The following is a 15,328-nucleotide window of genomic DNA, read 5'->3' as shown; positions in this document are numbered from 1 at the left end:
GATCGCCGACCCTCGGGCGTTCCCCGGTCAACGGCCGGACCGGAGGGGCACCGCACGTGCCCCGCCGGTCCGGCCGGCATCGTCGGCGTGGAGTCAGGAGCAGGCCGCCCCGTTGAGGGTGAAGCCGACCGGGGTGGGCAGCGTGCCGCCGGAGTAGGTGCCCTGGAAGCCGACGCTCAGCGTGCCGCCGGCCGGCAGGCTGCCGTTCCAGGCCGAGTTGCGCACGGTGATCTGCTCGCCGCTCTGGCTCCACTCGCCGTTCCAGCCGCTGGTGAGCCGTACGCCGGGGCCGGCGGTGAAGGCCACCGTCCACGAGCTGAGCGCCCCGCCCCGGTTGGTCACCCGCAGTTCGGCGGTGAACCCGCCGGTCCAGGTGTTCGGGGTGAAGGTGACCGCGCAGCCCCGGGCCGGCGTGGTGGGCGGCGCGGTCGTCGGCGGTGCGGTGGTGGGCGGTGCGGTGGTGGGCGGCGCGGTCGTCGGCGGCGCGGTGGTCGGGACCGGCCCGGCGGCGACCGCCAGGTCGTACGCCCGCTGCGGGACGAACTGGCCGGCCCCGGCGAGGCAGCCGTCGGCCTCGCCGGGCAGCTTCACCCAGAGGTGCGCGTCGATCGCGCCGTCCCCGGTGGCGGTGGTGCTCGGCGTGCCGATCGCCCGCCCCGGCGGGTCGCACCACTGCGAGCCGGCCGGACCGTTGCCGTTGCGGCTGGTGTCGACCACGGCCTTCAAGCGGGGCACGCCGGTGGCGGCGATGACCTGCTTGGCGTACCCGACGGACTCGGCGGTGGTCCGGTAGTTGGAGACGTTGAGCGAGATGCCGTCGGCGCTGTTGGCGATGTCCGCGCCGGTCAGCCGGGCGGCGATGTCGGCGGGGGAGAGCCACGCCGAGTGCCCGGCGTCGAAGTAGACCTTCGCCTGCGCCGAGCCGGCCTTGAGCTTCTTGCCGGCGTACGCCATGGACGCCTTCGTCTCGGCCTGCTGGGCGGCGCTCTGGCAGCTCGTCATCAGCGGGAGCACGTCGGGCTCCAGCACGATCGAGGCGGGTCGGCCGGCCAGTCCGGCGGCCACCTGGTCGACCCACTGCCGGTAGCTGGCGTGGTTCGGCGCGCCGCCGCCGCTGGCGCCGCTGCAGTCCCGGTTCGGGATGTTGTAGACCACCAGGATCGGGATCCTTCCCGCCGCGGCGGCGGCCCCGACGAACTGGTCCACCTCGGCCCGTACCGTGGAGGTGTTGGTTCGGGTGTACCAGCGGGCCTGCGGGACGGCGGCGATCCGGTCCCTGATCACGGTGGCGCGCTGGTCACCCGGGTTGGCGGCCACCCACTGGGCGGCGTTGGTCTGCGGGTCGACGTAGAACACGGAGTCGGCGGCCACGGCCGGCGCGGATCCGACGAGGCCGACCGCGACGGTGGCGGCGGCGGTGAGTGTGGTCGCGCCGGCGGCCAGGGCCGCGAGCGCCGGTCTGCTTCGCATGTGGCGTCCTCCACGTATCGATGAAAGTGCGTGGAAGCGCTCCCACGCGTTCCCGTCAAGGTACGCGCCCGTTGCCGGTGTGTGAAGACCCGGTGCCCCTCGTCGGCCCCCGGGGCGAGAATTGCGGGCATGCTCCTGGTGATCACTGCCGACACCCACGTGCCGAAGCGGGCCCGCGACCTGCCCGCGCCGCTCTGGGCGGCGATCGACGCCGCCGACGTGGTGCTGCACGCCGGGGACTGGGTGGACGTCGCGCTGCTTGACGCCATCGAGGCCCGCGCCCGCCGCCTGATCGGCGTGTACGGCAACAACGACGGGCCCGAGCTGCGGGCCCGGCTGCCCGAGGTGGCCCGGGTCGAGCTGGACGGCCTGCGGGTCGCCGTGGTGCACGAGACCGGCCCGCGAGCCCGCCGCGAGGAGCGCTGCGCCGCCGCGTACGGCGACGCGGACCTGCTCGTCTTCGGCCACTCGCACATTCCGTGGGACACCGTCGCCCCGGGCGGGCTGCGGCTGCTCAACCCCGGCTCGCCGACCGACCGCCGCCGCCAGCCGTACGCCACCTACCTGACGGCGCGGGTGGCGGCGGGACGGCTCGACCGGGTCGAGCTGCACCGCCTGCCGCCCCGTCGGGGTGACCGTTGATCGTCTGCTGGGTACGGGCGGTTCGCCCGGCGGGTCGTGCCGGTGAACAGCAGACGATCAAAGAAGTCATCCGGAGGGGTTCAGGCGGGGACACCGGGCACGGCCCCTGGACCGACCGTGGGGTCAGCCCTCCGGCGGGTGCTGTGCCTTCGGCCGGGCGCGCAGGTGGGCGCGCTCTCCCTGCCTGCCGAAGAGGCTGAGGAACTCGACCGGCTCGCCGTCGGCGGCCCCGAACCAGTGCGGCACCCGGGTGTCGAACTCGGCCGCCTCGCCGGGGGTCAGCTCCATGTCCCGCTCGCCGAGAACGAGGCGCAGCCGGCCGTTGAGCACGTAGAGCCACTCGTAGCCCTCGTGGGTCTGCGGATCCGGTTCCCGCCGGCGACTACCGGCGGGGATCACCAGCTTGTACGCCTGGATGCCGCCGGCCCGGCGAGTCAGCGGGAGCATGGTCAGACCGTGCCGGCTGACCGGGCGCAGGTGGACACGCGGGTCGCCGGTGGGCGGGGCGCCCACCAGGTCGTCGAGCGTCACGCCGTGCGCCCGGGCCAGCGGGAGCAGTTGCTCCAGGGTCGGCCGGCGGGTGCCGGACTCCAGCCGGGACAGGGTGCTCACCGAGATCCCGGTCGCCGCCGACAGGTCGGCCAGGGTGGTCTCGCGCTGCCGGCGCAGCGCGCGCAGCCGGGGGCCCACCCCGGCGAGCGCGCGGTCGAGGTCGTCGCCCATGCCACCAGTTTGCCAGAACGGCAATTGGGTTTGCAGTCCTCGCGGCCGGGTGTACACGGTGGTCGGGGAGGCGCGGCCGAGCGTACCGCCCCGCCGGTCTGCCCCGGCCGGTCCGCCCCGCGTGTCCGTTTCCGCACGCCGTTTCCGCACGCCGTTTCCGCGCGCCGTTTCCGGACGCCGGCCGCGTGTGCCGGGCCCGGGCCGGCCGCGAACGCCCTACCATCACCAAGGTGGATGCGGACCGGACACGGGTCGTGGTGGTCGGGGCGGGGATCGCCGGGGTGGCGTGCGCCGTCGAGCTGGCCCGGGCGGGCGTCCCGGTGCAGATCCGCGAGCGTGCCCGGGTGGCGGGCGGCCGGATGGCCAGCAAACGGTTCGACGGGCGCCCGGCGGACATCGGCGCGGCGTACTTCACCGTCAGTGACCCGGACTTCGCCGAGGTGGTGCGCGGCTGGGCGGCCGCCGGGCTGGCCCGGGAGTGGACCGACACCTTCGTGGCGTACTCCGCACAGGGCCGGCGCGAGGTCCCCGGGCCGATGCGCTGGGCGGCCCCGCGCGGGCTGCGGTCGCTGGTCGAGCACCTGGCCGCCGACCTGCCGGTGGTGGTCGACCGGCTGGTGCTCGGCGTCGACCCCGGGCCGGCCGTCGACGGCTCGCCCTGCGCCGCCGTGGCGCTGGCCGTGCCCGGCCCGCAGGCGGCCCTGCTGCTCGACCCGGCGCTCGCTGCGGCCACCGCCGCCGTGCAGGCGCAGCGGTGGTCGCCGACGCTGAGCGCGGTGCTGCGCTTCCCGGCCCGGTCCTGGCCCGACTTCCGCGGCGCGTTCGTCAACGACCATCCCCTGCTCATGCTCGTCTGCGACGACGGCGACCGGCGCGGCGACGGCGCCCCGGTGCTGGTCGCGCACACCACGGCGACGTTCGCCGCCGGTCACCTCGCCCAGCCGACCGGGGCCGGCCGGGCCATCGAGCAGGCCGTCCGCGACCTGCTTGGCCTGCCCGAGCCCGCCGCGCTCGTGCACGTGCACCGCTGGACGTACGCCACGCCGACCGTGCCCGGCGGGGCCGGGACGTACCACCTGGACGCCGACGGCATCGGGCTGGCCGGCGACGCCTTCGGCAAGCCCCGGGTGCAGAGCGCCTGGCGCTCGGGCCGCGACCTGGGCCGCGCCCTGGCCACCCGCCTAACCCCCCACTGACCCCACCCCACCGACCACGCCCCACCCCCACCCAGCCCCACCCCGCCCCGCTCCCGACCCCGACCCCACCTCGTCCTCGTCGATCTTGCACTTGCGGCCCACGTTCTGCGGCCTTGGCCTGTTATGCCCGGGCCGCAAGTGCAAGATCGCGGGTGGGGCCGGGTGGGGGCGGGGTGGGGTGGGTGGGGTCAGGCGGGGGTGGGGGTGGGGGCGCGTTCGGAGGGGTCCTCGGTGCGTTCGCCCGCGCGGTCGAGCAGCTGCATGACCGGGGTGGCGGCGACCCCGTGCACCACCACCGAAACGATCACCACCAGCCCGACCGTGGCCCAGATCAGGTCGGCCTGCGGGAAGTCCGCCTTCGTCGTCGCGTAGGCCAGGTAGTAGAGCGAGCCGACGCCCCGGATGCCGAACAGCGAGATCACCCAGTGTTCCGCCGGTCGGCCCGGCGCGCCGCGCAGCGACAGCCACCCGGCCAGCGGGCGGACCACGAAGACCAGCGCCAGCCCGACCAGCGCGGCCGGCCAGGTCAGCGGGGCGAGTAGACCGCCGACCACCGCGCCCCCGAAGAGCAGCAGCAGCAGGACGGTCAGCAGCCGCTCGATCTGCTCGGCGAAGTCGTGCAGCACCGAGTGGAACTCGTGGGTCCGCTCCGCCGCCCGGATCGCCCGGGCCGCCACGAAGACGGCCAGGAAGCCGTAGCCGCCGACCACCTCCACCAGCCCGTACGCGAGGAACGTGGCGGCCAGCGCGAGGAAGCCCTCGGAGTGCCGGGCGAGCCGCAGCTTGCTCGGGGCCCGGAAGAACAGCTTGCCGAGCAGCCAGCCGACCAGCAGCCCGCCGCCGACGCCGGCGGCCAGCTTGTACAGCACGTCCACGGTGAACCAGTCGACGAACCAGTCCGCCGGGGCGAGGCTGGTGCTGGCGATCGCGATGGCCGCGTACACGAAGGGGAAGGCCAGGCCGTCGTTGAGGCCGGCCTCCGAGGTCAGCGCGAAGCGCACCTCGTCCTCGGAGTCCTCCACGTCGGTCGGCTCGCCGACCTGCACGTCGGCGGCGAGCACCGGGTCGGTCGGGGCCAGCGCCGCGCCCAGCAGCAGCGCGGTGGCGGGCACCAGGCCCGCCCACCACCAGCCGAGCAGCGCCACGGCCGCGATGCAGATCGGCATCGCGATCGCCAACAGCCGCCAGGTGGACGACCACCTGGCCCAGCTCAACGGCCGGTCAATCTTGAGACCCGCGCCCATCAGCGCGACGATCACGCCGATCTCGGTGAGGTGGGTGGCGACCTCGGGATGCGCCAGCGGGTCCGGGCTGGGCAGCCCGGTGGGCAGGATGAAGATCAGCATGCCCAGGCCGAGGAACGCGATCGGCATCGACAATGGCCGGCGCTCCAGCAGCCGGGGGAGGATCCCGGCGAGCAGGGCGCCCAGCCCCACCACCGCGAACGCGACGTCTACCGGTTCCACCGCACCACCCTTCGCGACCTCGCCCACGGTCGTGGGCAGGTGGTGACGGACCTTGCCCCGTCGGCGGTCCCGGTATGCGTGCCGCCCGCAACTGATCCGCCGGCCCTGCCGGCGCGCAGGCTCCGCGCGGTCAGCCCCGAGCCCGGGCCCGATCGAAGCAGATGCTGATCCCGGAGCGGTCGGTCCCGCTGGTCGCGGTGCTCGACGCGATGGTGCCGCGCCGCCCGATCGAGGCACCCGGCGCGCTGCCCGACCAGCTCATCCACCTGGCCAAGGTCGCTGATCTGCCGCACGCGCGGAATCTCGTGGTGCCGGAGGGCACCGAGATCTACTCTGGACCGCAGGGCGGCTGCGTTCTGGTCACCCTGGCGGACGGATCGGTGGTGGGCGCACCTCGATCACCAGGTCCGCAAGCACGTCGTGGCCCAGGCGGACGACCTTGTCGCCCTCCAGCGCACATAGGAGGTCGTCCGGGGCGAAGCCCTCTCGCGGCGGCAGTCACTCGATCTGATCAGGGAGGCGGTGCAGGCATGGACGTGACCGGGGCCCGGTGGCACAAGTCGACCCGATCCGGCACCAACGGCGGGTCCTGCGTCGAGGTGGCGGACAACCTGCCCGGGGTGGTCCCCGCCCGGGACACGAAGGGTCGGGACGGCGGGACGCTGCGGTTCGACCCGGGATCGTGGCAGGCGTTCGTCGAATTCGTCCGGCGCCACCGGGTTCTCGGTGGCCGTACGTCCGCTCCTGCCCGGTCCGCCCGCCGCCGACGCCCGGCTACCCGGACGGGACGAGGATCTCGAACCAGACCGTCGAGCCGCGCACCGTCGGGTCGGTGCCCCAGGCGTCGCTGAGCTGCTCGATCAGGCCGAGCCCGCGGCCCCGACTGCTCAACGTGTCGGTGCGGGCCCGGGTCACCGTGCCCCGGGTGCCGGAGTCGGCCACCGACACCAGCAGCCGCTCCGGGCTGAGGTCGATCTCGACCCGGGCGGCGGTTCCGGCATGCAGCAGCGCGTTGGTGGTCAGCTCGCTGGTGCACAGCACGGCGGCCCCGACCACCGCCTCGGGCACCTGCCAGCCGGTCAGCTGGGCCGTCAACCAGTGCCGCACCTGGCTCGGCGCGGTCGGCTCCGCCGGCACCTCCATGCTCGCCGAGCGGCTCGGCATCAGCGCGTGTTCCACCGCCAACACCGCGACGTCGTCCTCGGTGGCGCCTTCCACGGCGGCGGTCGCGACCGCGCACAGCGCCCGGGGGTCGCCGCTGGGGGCGCCGGCCACGGCGGCGGCCAGGTCGTCCAGCCCGGCGGTGAGGCTCTGCCACCGCCGCTCCACCACCCCGTCGCTGAACAGCAGCAGGGTGTCCCCCGGGGCGAACGGGACCGTGGTGGTGCGCGGAGCGCAGCCCAGCCCGAGCGGGGCCCCGGGCGGAACGTCCAGGTACCGCGCCACCGGCTCGCCGTCGGGGCCGGCGCGGCGTACCAGCGGTGCGGGGTGCCCGGCGCTGGCCAGGGTGAGCAGCCCCCGCTGCGTGTCGACCACCCCGAAGAGCACGGTCACGAACAGCTCGTACGTCCCGGTCTCGGTGCCGAGGCTGCCCACCAGGCGGTCCAGCCCGGTGAGCACGGCGTCCGGCCGGGGATCGGCCAGGGCCAGCGCGCGCAGCGCCGCCCGGACCTGGCCCATCCTCGCCGCCGCCTGCACGTCGTGCCCGGCCACGTCGCCGAGCACGATGCCCAACTCGCCGGTGGGCAGCAGGAACGCGTCGTAGAAGTCCCCACCGGCGGCGTTGCCGTCGACGCCGGGGTCGTACCGGGCGGCGATCCGCAGCCGGGGCAGGTCCGGCAGGCGCGCGGGCAGCATGCTGCGTTGCAGGAGTTGGGCGGTGCCGTGCTGGGTCTCGAATCGGCGGGCGCGCTCGGCGGCCTGACCGATCAGCTCGGCCGAGGCGGCCAGCAGGGCCCGTTCGGCGGCCGGCCACGGGTGGGCCTCGTGGTAGCCGACGGTCAGGCCGCCGCGCAGGACCGACGTCCGCAGCGGCTGGGCGGCCAGCGCCCGGACCTTCTGGTCGTGCCGGTCCACCGCGATGTCCCGCAGCGGCTGCCCGTCGCCGACGAACTGGGGCACGCCGCTGCGGGCGGCCACGACCAGCGGCCCGGGGGAGTCGGCGGGCGATCGCCGCCAGAGCGGGGGCAGCCGCTCGTCGGCCTCGTCCAGCAACTCGCCGCGCACCCGCCGAACCGTGCGCCAACCCGCGCCGTCGTCCACGCCGAAGGTGACCCGGTCGGTGTCGAACGCGGTCAGCAGGTAACGCAGGGCGACCCGGGCGACGTCGTCCAGGGTGAGCGTGCCGGCCAGCGCGGCGGCCACGTCGCTGAGGCTCTGCAACTGCTCGGTGACCTGGCTGGTCTCGGCGGCGACGGTCAGCACCCCGACGATCCGTCCCGCGCTGTCCCGCACCGGGGAGTGGCCCCGGGTGAACACGGCCTGCTCGCGGGAGCCGGGGCGGTGCCGGTCGAACGGGAGCGCCGCCTCCTTCTCCAGGGACGACTCGCCCTGCCGGTAGGCGCGGTCGATCACGTCGCCGACGCCCGGCTCGGCCCACACGTCGGCGAACACCTCGGCTGCCGGCCGGCCCACCGCGCCCGGGTGGCGATCGCCGATCAGCGCCGCGTACCCGTCGTTGTAGAGCAGTAGGTGGTCGTCGCCGTACGTGAACGCCATCGGCACCGGCGAGGCGAGGATCAGATCCACCACCCCGCGTAACCCAGGGTCCCAGCCCTCAGGCGGGCCGAGCGCCGTACCGGCCCAGGGATGGCCGAGAACGACGCTCGCCGCCCCGGAGGCCCCTGTCTCCGACGCGGCGCGCGTTGCTGGCGTGGGCACTCGCCCGACCGTGCCTGGCATGCCCGCAGCCTAGCCGGAGCGCCCTGTCGGCGGCCCGATCGCGTGCCGGGGTGGCGGCAAACGGCCCGCCGCCGCCCGCTCCCGGTACGCGTCAGTGCAGGTCAGGGTAGTTCTGAGCGGAGATGCCGGGAAAATCGTTGCCCGTCGCGCGGCGTGCTGCCAGGTGGACCGGGTATGCGCCCGCCGAAGTCCATGCGACAGGAGGGACACCATGCAGAAAACCCTCGCGGTCGGGCAGGTAGACATCGGGACCGCCCTGACCGATATGTGGAGGTCGGTGCTGCTCTTCATCCCGAGGGCGATCGCGTTCATCGTGATCCTCGTGGTGGGGTGGCTCGTCGCCAGAGCGGTTCTCAAGATCGTGGACACGGTACTGGAACGGGTGGGGTTCGACCGCGCGGTCGAACGAGGCGGCGTGAAGCGCGCGCTGGAACGCACCAAGTACGACGCCAGCGACATCCTGGCGAAACTGGCGTACTACGCCGTCCTACTGTTCACCCTGCAGTTCGCGTTCGGGGTCTGGGGGCCGAACGCGATCAGCGACCTGATCCGGGGCGTGGTCGCCTGGCTGCCCCGGGCGTTCATCGCGATCATCGTCGTGGTGGTGGCCGCCGCGATCGCCAACGCGGTGCGCGATTTGGTAACCGGCTTCCTGGGCGGGCTGTCCTACGGTCGGGTGCTGGCCGACCTGACAGCGATCTTCATCCTGGCGCTCGGCGTCATCGCCGCGCTGAACCAGGTGGGCATCGCCACCACCGTGACCACCCCGGTGCTGATCGCGGTGCTCGCCACGGTGGCCGGCATCCTGATCATCGGCGTCGGCGGCGGCCTGGTGCGGCCGATGCAGAACCGCTGGGAGGGCTGGCTCAACCGGGCCGCCGAGGAGTCCCGGACGTTGCGGGAACACCGCCAGGCCCAGGCCGCCGGCCGGGGCGACGTCGAGCGCCGGATGGCCGACCGGGCGGGCGCCGAGCGCACCCAGGCCATGCCCCAGCCCGAGGGTTCGATGACCGGCGCCCGCGGCGGGCAGCAGGGCACGTACCGCTCCGGCGGCACGCCGGGCGACGAGACCCAGCAGTTCGGCCGCCCGGGTAGCTGACGGGAGGAGCACGGGGGAGGGGGTCCGCGCGGACCCCCTCCCCGCTCGCGTACGTCAGAGGGTGGGCAGCGGCGCCGGGCCGGTCTCCAGCGAGCGGGCCAGGGCGCAGACCGCCAGCAGGCGGGCCAGCGGCCAGTCGGGCTCCGACCAGTCCGTCGACGGGGTGGGCGGCTGCCAGCCGTGCTCCCGCGCCGCGTCCCGGACGCCCTCGGCGTACCCGGCGAGCGCGGCCGGACTCAACGGCCGGCGATCGCCGTCGAGGCTGTCCCGGACGGCCGCGGCGTGCTGGTCGATCTCGGCGAGCAACCCGGGCCGGGCCGCCGCCGCCGTGAGCCCGGCGGTGCCGATCACGACGGTCAGCCGGGCGAGGACGGTGTTGGCGGAGTCCGCTGCGGAACGGCTGACCACCTGTTTCGACGGCACACGCATGAGAAACGAGGTTAACCGGCGGGTAATCCGGGCGGAGTCGGCCGCTCGGCCGGTACCGGGTCATCCGCTCATCGGCCGGCACCCGGCCGGGGGGATTGACCCGGTCGGGACGGGGCAGAAGGGAGGACGCGCGTACGCCGCGCGGCTGACACGTGGAGGGACGGATGGGACACCAGGACGGACCCGACGAAGAGCACCGCCGCCCGCCGGGGGTGAGCGACGCCACCGTCGTGGCGCTGGGCCGGCTCAGCGAGGCGCTGGAGACCGTGGAGCGGGCCCGCGGGCACCTCTACTCGACGCACCAGCTCATCGGCCACGCCGACCTGATGCTCGACGACGCCGTGGCGAAGTTCCGCGCGGCCGGGCACGACGCGATCGCCGAACGGATCGCCACCGACCTGCTCGGCCGCAACGTGATCGCCGGCCGGTGGACATTTCAGATCGTCGAGGACTTCGACGACGGGTACCACGCGCTGTTCCGGGACCTCGACCGCCGAGCCCGTGAGGAGCTGGTCGGCGGTCGGCGGCACCTGTACGAGGCGGAGATGAAGGAGCGGCGGCGCACCCGGGGCCGGGCCGGGCACGAGGCGCGGCCGGACGGCGAAGGCTGAACCCGCACCCCGTGCCGGGCACGGGGCCGGCCGGGGACTAGTCGGAGGAGGGCGCGCCGGCGGGGCGGCGTCGCGAGGCGTCGTCCGCGACGATCACCGTGGCCACCATCAGGGCGACACAGAGGCTGAACAGCCAGGAGTCGTCGGTGGCGAACCTGGCGGCCACCGGCGCCTGGACGGCGGCGAGGAGGAAGCCGAGCCAGGCGAGGCGGCGTTGACGAACGGTGAGGAACCCGGATGCCTGTTGCATTCCGAAAGTCTTGCGCGGCAACCGTCGATCGCCGTCACCCGATCGGTCGATTCTGGATGACCTGTCCGCCTTTGCGGCCGCCCGTACCGCATTTTTTGTCGTTTCGGGGGTAGCGGTCGCCGCAGGTGTTTGTTCCAGATGGACGTGGTCGGACCGGCCCGTGGCGGGGCCGGCCGGGGGTGGGGCAGGATGGGCGGCCGTGTCCACCCCCGCCCCGCCCCGCGCCTCGCTGCTCCTGCTCGCCTACCTCGCGTTCGTCAGTCTGGGCCTGCCCGACGGGCTGATCGGGGTCGGCTGGCCGTCCATCCGGGCGGACTTCGACGTGCCCACCGAGGCGGTCGGCCTGGTGCTCACGGCCGGCACCATGGGCTACCTCACCTCCAGCGTGCTGGCCGGGTTCACCCTGGCCCGCCTCGGCGTCGGTCGGCTGCTGGCCGGTAGCACCCTGCTGGCCAGCCTGGCCCTCACCGGCTACGCCACCAGCCCCGTCCTGGCCGTCATGACGGCCTGCGCGCTGGTGCTCGGGCTCGGCTCCGGGGCGATCGACTCCGGGCTCAACGCGTACGCGGCCGGTGCGTTCGGGCCGCGTCACATGAACTGGATGCACGCGTTCTTCGGCCTCGGTGTGGCCATCGGCCCGCTGATCATGACCGGGGCGCTCGCCACCGGCCTCTCCTGGCGCTGGGGGTACGGCCTGGTCGCCGCCGCCCAGCTCGCCCTCGCCGCCGCGTTCGCCCTCACCGTGCGGGCGTGGCGGGACCGGGGGGCGGCGGGTGCGGGTGGGCCGGGATCACCCGCACCCGGGCCGCAGGAGGCCGCCGCCCCGGTCCGGGTACGCGAGACCCTGCGACTGCCGGCCGTCTGGCTGGGCTCGCTCGCCTTCGCGGTGTACGTCGCGATCGAGGTCGCCGCCGGGCTCTGGGCGTTCCTGCTGCTCACCGAGGGGCGAGGGCTGACCGCCGGGGTGGCCGGCGCCTGCGTCTCGGGCTACTGGGGGAGTTTGTTCGTGGGGCGGGTGGTCCAGGGCATCGGGTCCGAACGGCTCGGCTCCGCGAAGGTGCTGCGCGGGAGTCTGCTCGGCATGGCCGCGGGCGCCGCGCTGATCGCCCTGCCCGCCCCGGCCTGGGTGGCGGTGGCCGGCCTGCTGGTGCTGGGCTTCGCCGCCGCGCCGGTGTTCCCGCTGCTCATGCTCACCACCGCCGAGCGGGTCGGCGCCGCCCACGCCGACCGGACCATCGGGGTGCAGATCGCCGCCGCCGGACTGGGTGGCGCGCTGGTGCCCACCGGGATCGGCGTGCTGGTCGGCAACACCTCGGTCCAGGCCCTCGGGCCCGCGCTGACGGTCCTCGCCGTGGCGCTGTTCGCCCTCGTCACCGCCACCTCCCGGCGGCGCTGACCCGCCCCGCCACCTCCCGGCGGCACCGACCCGCCCCGCCACGGTGGCGCGCCGACCACGGTGGCGCCGACCCGCCCGCCCCGTCGTCGGGGCGGGGCATCACATGTTGTCCGGGCCGGTCCGTCCCATGGTCGACGCCCGGTACGCCCGGTCGGCGTCCGTGCGCTCGCGCTCCCGCTCGGCCGGCGCCGCGCCGCGGTCCACCGCCTCCGGGCCGTGCCCGAAGGTGGCCTCCTCGCCGGCGTCGTTGGCCGTCACGTCGTCGGACTGCCCGTCGAGCGTCGACCGGGCGATCGCCCGGTCCAGGTCCTCCAGCGGGAGTCGTTCCTCGTCGCGCCACACGTGGCTGTCGTTGTCAGTCATGCTGTCGCCGTACCCGAGGTCGGTGATCGCAAACGGCCGCGCCGCCGCCGTACCCGGACACGGCGATGGCCGCCGGAAGCCGGCGGCCATCGTCAGCGCGTTCCGGGGGATCAGGGCTGGGGGCGGTCGACGGCGCCCCGCCAGGCGCCGGTCTCCTGACCGCGCCGCTCGATGAACTGCCTGAACCGCTCCAGGTCGCCCTTGGCCCGGCGGTCGACGACGCCGAGCTTGTCGCCGGCCTGCTCCACCACGCCGTGCGGCTCGAACTCGAGCTGGAGGGTGACCCGGGTCTTGCCCTCGTCCAGGCGGTGGAAGGTCACCACGCCGGCCTGCTGGGTGCCGCCGGTGGACCGCCAGGCGACCCGCTCGTCGGGCAGCTGCTCGGTGATCTCGGCGTCGAACTCGCGCTTGACCCCGGCGATCTCCACCGTCCAGTGGGTCTTCGTGTCGGAGACCTGCCGGACCTCCTGCACCCCCTCCATGAAGTGCGGAAACTCCTCGAACTGGGTCCACTGGTCGTACGCGGTCCGGATCGGGACGGACACGTCAACGTGTTCGGTGACGCCACTCATCGACAATCCTCCTCAGTGCGCCGGTGCGTCGTCGGATCGTGGGCCGATCCGGTCACCAGCGCGTCGTCTCGTTCTTGTGCCCGAGGGCGGCCCACACCTCGGAGATCGTCTGGTAACGGGTGCCCGGCGGCAGGCCCTCCAGGGCGGCGACGATGTCGTCGGGCGCGTCGTTGTCGCGCGCGTTCGCGACCAACGTGTCCCGGTCGCCGGGCAGGGCGGTCATCGTGATGAACCGCCCGAGCCGGCTGCGCGCCTCCACGTCGGAGGAACTCATGCCCTGCGGGGAGCCGGTGCGCAGCTCGCCGGCCGGCGCCGTGGTCGGCTCCGGCTGGTCCTCGCCCGCGGGCTCGGGCTGCCGGGACTCGTCGACCCGCGAGCCACCGGTCCCCGGGCCCTGCACCAGGCCGTTGACCTCCTGGCTCATCTGCTCGTCAACCCTCGGGCTGTGCTTGCTGTTGCCACGGTCCATGTCTCCTGCGCTACCCGAGGGGGCCGCCGGTAAACCGAAGGGGACGCCCGGAAGGCGGCAGAAGGCGACAAATAGTCACGAATCGGCCGGCGACCGGGGCTGCAGCACCGGCTCGCCCGGGTCGGGGTCGCCGGCCTGGATCTGCCGGCCCCGCTGCAGCTCCGCGTTCATCTGCACGCCGAGCATCAGCGCGCAGTTGGACAGGTAGAGCCAGACCAGGAACGCGATCACCGCGCCGAGGCTGCCGTAGGTGACGTCGTACGAGCCGAAATTCGCCACGTACAGGCCGAAGCCGAAGGAGGCCAGCGCCCAGGAGACCAGGGCCACCGTCCCGCCCGGGGTGAGCCAGCGGAACCGCGGCTGGCGCACGTTCGGGGCGATCCAGAAAAGCAGCGACAGCAGCCCCATCATCACCATGGCCAGCACCGGCCACTTCACGACGCTCCACACCGTCCGGGTCAGCCCGCCGGCGTTGATCAGGTCGCCCACCGCGTCGGTGACCGGGCCGCTGACGATCAGGCCGGTGGCCACCACGGCCAGCAGCACCAGCGTCACGGCGGCCAGGCCGATCTGCAACGGGCGCAGCCTCCAGACCGGCCGCCCCTCCTGTACCCCGTAGATGGCGTTGGAGGCCCGGGTGAACGCCCCGATGAACCCCGACGCCGACCAGAGCGCGCCGAGCAGACCGAAGCTGAGCAGCACCTTCGCGCCGCTCTGCTGGTCCACCACGCCCCGTACGACGCTGACGAAGCCGTCGTTGCCGACCACCGACCCGGCCCCCACCTCGCGGGCCAGGTCGATCACGGTGTCCACCGTCCGCTCGCCGTCGGAGACGAGCCCGACCAGGGCGACCACCACGATGGTGGACGGGAACAGCGCGAGCACCCCGTAGTAGGTGAGCGCGGCGGCCCAGTCCGCGCAGTTGTCCTTCACGAAGTTCCGACCGCTGCGCACCAGCACCCCGCGCCAGGTGTGCCAGCTCAGTTGGCGTACCCGCCGGGGGAGCCGCACCGGCCCTTCAGGTGCAGCGGTACCCGTTTCCGTCATCGCTGTCATGACCGCCCCCTGCGCCCCCGGCGGCCCGGCCACCCCGTCGCTCGCCTGGCCCCGCCGGTACCCAACCCCAAAACTCACCAAACCCGCCCCTCCCGCTGTTCCCGGTGCGCGCACTTTCACGGAATGTGTGGCATCGGCGCGCGCCATAGCCACACATTCCGTGAAAGTGCGCGCAGGGAGGTGGGGGTGGGGTGGAGGAACGGTCCGTGGGTAGTCCGTGGGTAAGGAGTCGAGGCGGAGGAGGAATCACATGCCCGGGCGCGAGGTACTGCCCAGCACGCTGCGGCGCTCTCCGGACAAGGCGCAGCGCACCTGGGAGAAGACGCACGACTCGGCGGTGGAGACGTACGGCGAGGGGGAGCGGGCGCACCGCACCGCCTTCGCCGCCGTGAAGCACGAGTTCGAGAAGGTGGGCGACCACTGGGAGCCCAAGGGCCGCAAGGGACCCAGCGACCGCCAGGCGGCCGGCGGTGGCCCGGAGCGGCGGGCCCCCACGGCGGGCGGGGTGGACGCCAACGCCACCAAGGAGCACCTGATGGGGGTGGCCCGCAAGCTGGACGTTCCCGGCCGTTCCGGAATGACCAAGCCCGAACTGGTCAAGGCCATCGAGAAGGCCAACGACCGGCAGACCCGCAGGGCCCGCGGCGACTGACCCCGCAACCCGCACCGCCACCGCCCCGGCGGG

At 74.2% G+C, this 15,328-nt stretch carries 16 protein-coding genes and 2 pseudogenes; 8 read left to right on the top strand and 10 right to left on the bottom strand.

What is annotated here, in order from left to right:
- Positions 1-93 precede the first annotated feature (93 nt).
- Complete coding sequence (locus OG559_RS01015) at positions 94-1,470, bottom strand: glycoside hydrolase family 6 protein (protein ID WP_405111164.1); 1,377 nt, start codon at positions 1,468-1,470, stop codon at positions 94-96.
- 129 nt (positions 1,471-1,599) lie between these two features.
- Here OG559_RS01015 and OG559_RS01010 point away from each other — a divergent pair, with 129 nt between their 5' ends.
- On the top strand, positions 1,600-2,112 hold the full coding sequence (locus OG559_RS01010) for a metallophosphoesterase family protein (protein ID WP_405111161.1): 513 nt from the start codon (positions 1,600-1,602) through the stop codon (positions 2,110-2,112).
- A 123-nt stretch (positions 2,113-2,235) separates the two neighbouring features.
- Here the strand turns inward: OG559_RS01010 and OG559_RS01005 are convergent, their stop codons facing one another.
- Positions 2,236-2,835 (bottom strand): helix-turn-helix domain-containing protein, encoded by a 600-nt coding sequence (locus OG559_RS01005; RefSeq protein WP_405111158.1) that lies wholly within the window; start codon positions 2,833-2,835, stop codon positions 2,236-2,238.
- A gap of 230 nt (positions 2,836-3,065) precedes the next feature.
- Here OG559_RS01005 and OG559_RS01000 point away from each other — a divergent pair, with 230 nt between their 5' ends.
- Positions 3,066-4,031, top strand: coding sequence for an NAD(P)/FAD-dependent oxidoreductase (locus OG559_RS01000; RefSeq protein ID WP_405111155.1), 966 nt, complete (start codon positions 3,066-3,068; stop codon positions 4,029-4,031).
- A gap of 188 nt (positions 4,032-4,219) precedes the next feature.
- On the opposite strand, the gene OG559_RS00995 is transcribed toward OG559_RS01000, so the two are convergent.
- Entirely contained in the window at positions 4,220-5,497 is a 1,278-nt protein-coding gene (locus OG559_RS00995) for a cation:proton antiporter (protein ID WP_405111153.1), read from the bottom strand.
- A gap of 161 nt (positions 5,498-5,658) precedes the next feature.
- On the opposite strand from OG559_RS00995, the pseudogene OG559_RS00990 reads away from it, so the two are divergent.
- Both OG559_RS00990 and OG559_RS00985 read left to right on the top strand, forming a co-directional pair.
- A pseudogene (locus OG559_RS00990) lies at positions 5,659-5,823 on the top strand (Scr1 family TA system antitoxin-like transcriptional regulator); the annotation flags it as partial.
- 204 nt (positions 5,824-6,027) lie between these two features.
- Positions 6,028-6,213: pseudogene (locus OG559_RS00985) on the top strand (DUF397 domain-containing protein); the annotation flags it as partial.
- A gap of 58 nt (positions 6,214-6,271) precedes the next feature.
- On the opposite strand, the gene OG559_RS00980 reads toward OG559_RS00985, so the two are convergent.
- On the bottom strand, positions 6,272-8,398 hold the full coding sequence (locus tag OG559_RS00980) for a SpoIIE family protein phosphatase (protein WP_405111150.1): 2,127 nt from the start codon (positions 8,396-8,398) through the stop codon (positions 6,272-6,274).
- Positions 8,399-8,609: 211 nt separating this feature from the next.
- Between OG559_RS00980 and OG559_RS00975 the strand changes: the two genes are divergently transcribed.
- Positions 8,610-9,497, top strand: a complete 888-nt coding sequence (locus OG559_RS00975; RefSeq protein ID WP_405111147.1) for a mechanosensitive ion channel family protein — start codon at positions 8,610-8,612, stop codon at positions 9,495-9,497.
- A gap of 54 nt (positions 9,498-9,551) precedes the next feature.
- On the opposite strand, the gene OG559_RS00970 is transcribed toward OG559_RS00975, so the two are convergent.
- Positions 9,552-9,926 (bottom strand): DUF6401 family natural product biosynthesis protein, encoded by a 375-nt coding sequence (locus OG559_RS00970; RefSeq protein WP_405111143.1) that lies wholly within the window; start codon positions 9,924-9,926, stop codon positions 9,552-9,554.
- A 164-nt stretch (positions 9,927-10,090) separates the two neighbouring features.
- On the opposite strand from OG559_RS00970, the gene OG559_RS00965 reads away from it, so the two are divergent.
- Positions 10,091-10,537, top strand: coding sequence for a hypothetical protein (locus OG559_RS00965; protein WP_405111140.1), 447 nt, complete (start codon positions 10,091-10,093; stop codon positions 10,535-10,537).
- A 37-nt stretch (positions 10,538-10,574) separates the two neighbouring features.
- Here the strand turns inward: OG559_RS00965 and OG559_RS00960 are convergent, their stop codons facing one another.
- Positions 10,575-10,787 carry a hypothetical protein gene (locus OG559_RS00960; protein WP_405111137.1) on the bottom strand — a complete coding sequence of 71 codons (213 nt, stop codon included), beginning with the start codon at positions 10,785-10,787 and terminating at the stop codon, positions 10,575-10,577.
- Positions 10,788-10,986: 199 nt separating this feature from the next.
- Here OG559_RS00960 and OG559_RS00955 point away from each other — a divergent pair, with 199 nt between their 5' ends.
- The gene (locus tag OG559_RS00955) at positions 10,987-12,183 is read left to right on the top strand and encodes an MFS transporter (RefSeq protein ID WP_405111134.1); all 1,197 of its coding nucleotides are present in this window, start codon (positions 10,987-10,989) and stop codon (positions 12,181-12,183) included.
- A 99-nt stretch (positions 12,184-12,282) separates the two neighbouring features.
- Here OG559_RS00955 and OG559_RS00950 read toward each other — a convergent pair whose 3' ends face one another.
- From OG559_RS00950 to OG559_RS00935, 4 genes are all read right to left on the bottom strand, one after another.
- A complete protein-coding gene (locus OG559_RS00950) occupies positions 12,283-12,546 on the bottom strand; it encodes a hypothetical protein (RefSeq protein ID WP_396673950.1) in 264 nt (87 codons plus the stop codon).
- 110 nt (positions 12,547-12,656) lie between these two features.
- Positions 12,657-13,118, bottom strand: coding sequence for an SRPBCC family protein (locus OG559_RS00945; protein ID WP_405111131.1), 462 nt, complete (start codon positions 13,116-13,118; stop codon positions 12,657-12,659).
- Positions 13,119-13,170: 52 nt separating this feature from the next.
- Positions 13,171-13,587, bottom strand: a complete 417-nt coding sequence (locus tag OG559_RS00940) for a DUF2795 domain-containing protein (protein ID WP_405111128.1) — start codon at positions 13,585-13,587, stop codon at positions 13,171-13,173.
- 75 nt (positions 13,588-13,662) lie between these two features.
- Positions 13,663-14,634, bottom strand: coding sequence for a YihY/virulence factor BrkB family protein (locus tag OG559_RS00935; RefSeq protein ID WP_405111125.1), 972 nt, complete (start codon positions 14,632-14,634; stop codon positions 13,663-13,665).
- A gap of 259 nt (positions 14,635-14,893) precedes the next feature.
- Between OG559_RS00935 and OG559_RS00930 the strand changes: the two genes are divergently transcribed.
- Positions 14,894-15,295, top strand: coding sequence for a ChaB family protein (locus OG559_RS00930; RefSeq protein ID WP_405111122.1), 402 nt, complete (start codon positions 14,894-14,896; stop codon positions 15,293-15,295).
- Positions 15,296-15,328: the final 33 nt, after the last annotated feature.

Source organism: Micromonospora sp. NBC_01405 (assembly GCF_045040155.1).
Taxonomy (GTDB): domain Bacteria; phylum Actinomycetota; class Actinomycetes; order Mycobacteriales; family Micromonosporaceae; genus Micromonospora.
Note: the sequence above shows the minus strand (reverse complement) of the source record. Positions and strands in the feature narration are given on the sequence as shown.

Coding starts and splice junctions, on each gene's coding strand:
- OG559_RS01015 (WP_405111164.1), bottom strand. CDS start 1,470: ATGCGAAGCAGACCGGCGCTCGCGGCCCTGGCCGCCGGCGCGACCACA.
- OG559_RS01010 (WP_405111161.1), top strand. CDS start 1,600: ATGCTCCTGGTGATCACTGCCGACACCCACGTGCCGAAGCGGGCCCGC.
- OG559_RS01005 (WP_405111158.1), bottom strand. CDS start 2,835: ATGGGCGACGACCTCGACCGCGCGCTCGCCGGGGTGGGCCCCCGGCTG.
- OG559_RS00980 (WP_405111150.1), bottom strand. CDS start 8,398: ATGCCAGGCACGGTCGGGCGAGTGCCCACGCCAGCAACGCGCGCCGCG.
- OG559_RS00975 (WP_405111147.1), top strand. CDS start 8,610: ATGCAGAAAACCCTCGCGGTCGGGCAGGTAGACATCGGGACCGCCCTG.
- OG559_RS00970 (WP_405111143.1), bottom strand. CDS start 9,926: ATGCGTGTGCCGTCGAAACAGGTGGTCAGCCGTTCCGCAGCGGACTCC.
- OG559_RS00965 (WP_405111140.1), top strand. CDS start 10,091: ATGGGACACCAGGACGGACCCGACGAAGAGCACCGCCGCCCGCCGGGG.
- OG559_RS00960 (WP_405111137.1), bottom strand. CDS start 10,787: ATGCAACAGGCATCCGGGTTCCTCACCGTTCGTCAACGCCGCCTCGCC.
- OG559_RS00950 (WP_396673950.1), bottom strand. CDS start 12,546: ATGACTGACAACGACAGCCACGTGTGGCGCGACGAGGAACGACTCCCG.
- OG559_RS00945 (WP_405111131.1), bottom strand. CDS start 13,118: ATGAGTGGCGTCACCGAACACGTTGACGTGTCCGTCCCGATCCGGACC.
- OG559_RS00940 (WP_405111128.1), bottom strand. CDS start 13,587: ATGGACCGTGGCAACAGCAAGCACAGCCCGAGGGTTGACGAGCAGATG.
- OG559_RS00935 (WP_405111125.1), bottom strand. CDS start 14,634: ATGACGGAAACGGGTACCGCTGCACCTGAAGGGCCGGTGCGGCTCCCC.
- OG559_RS00930 (WP_405111122.1), top strand. CDS start 14,894: ATGCCCGGGCGCGAGGTACTGCCCAGCACGCTGCGGCGCTCTCCGGAC.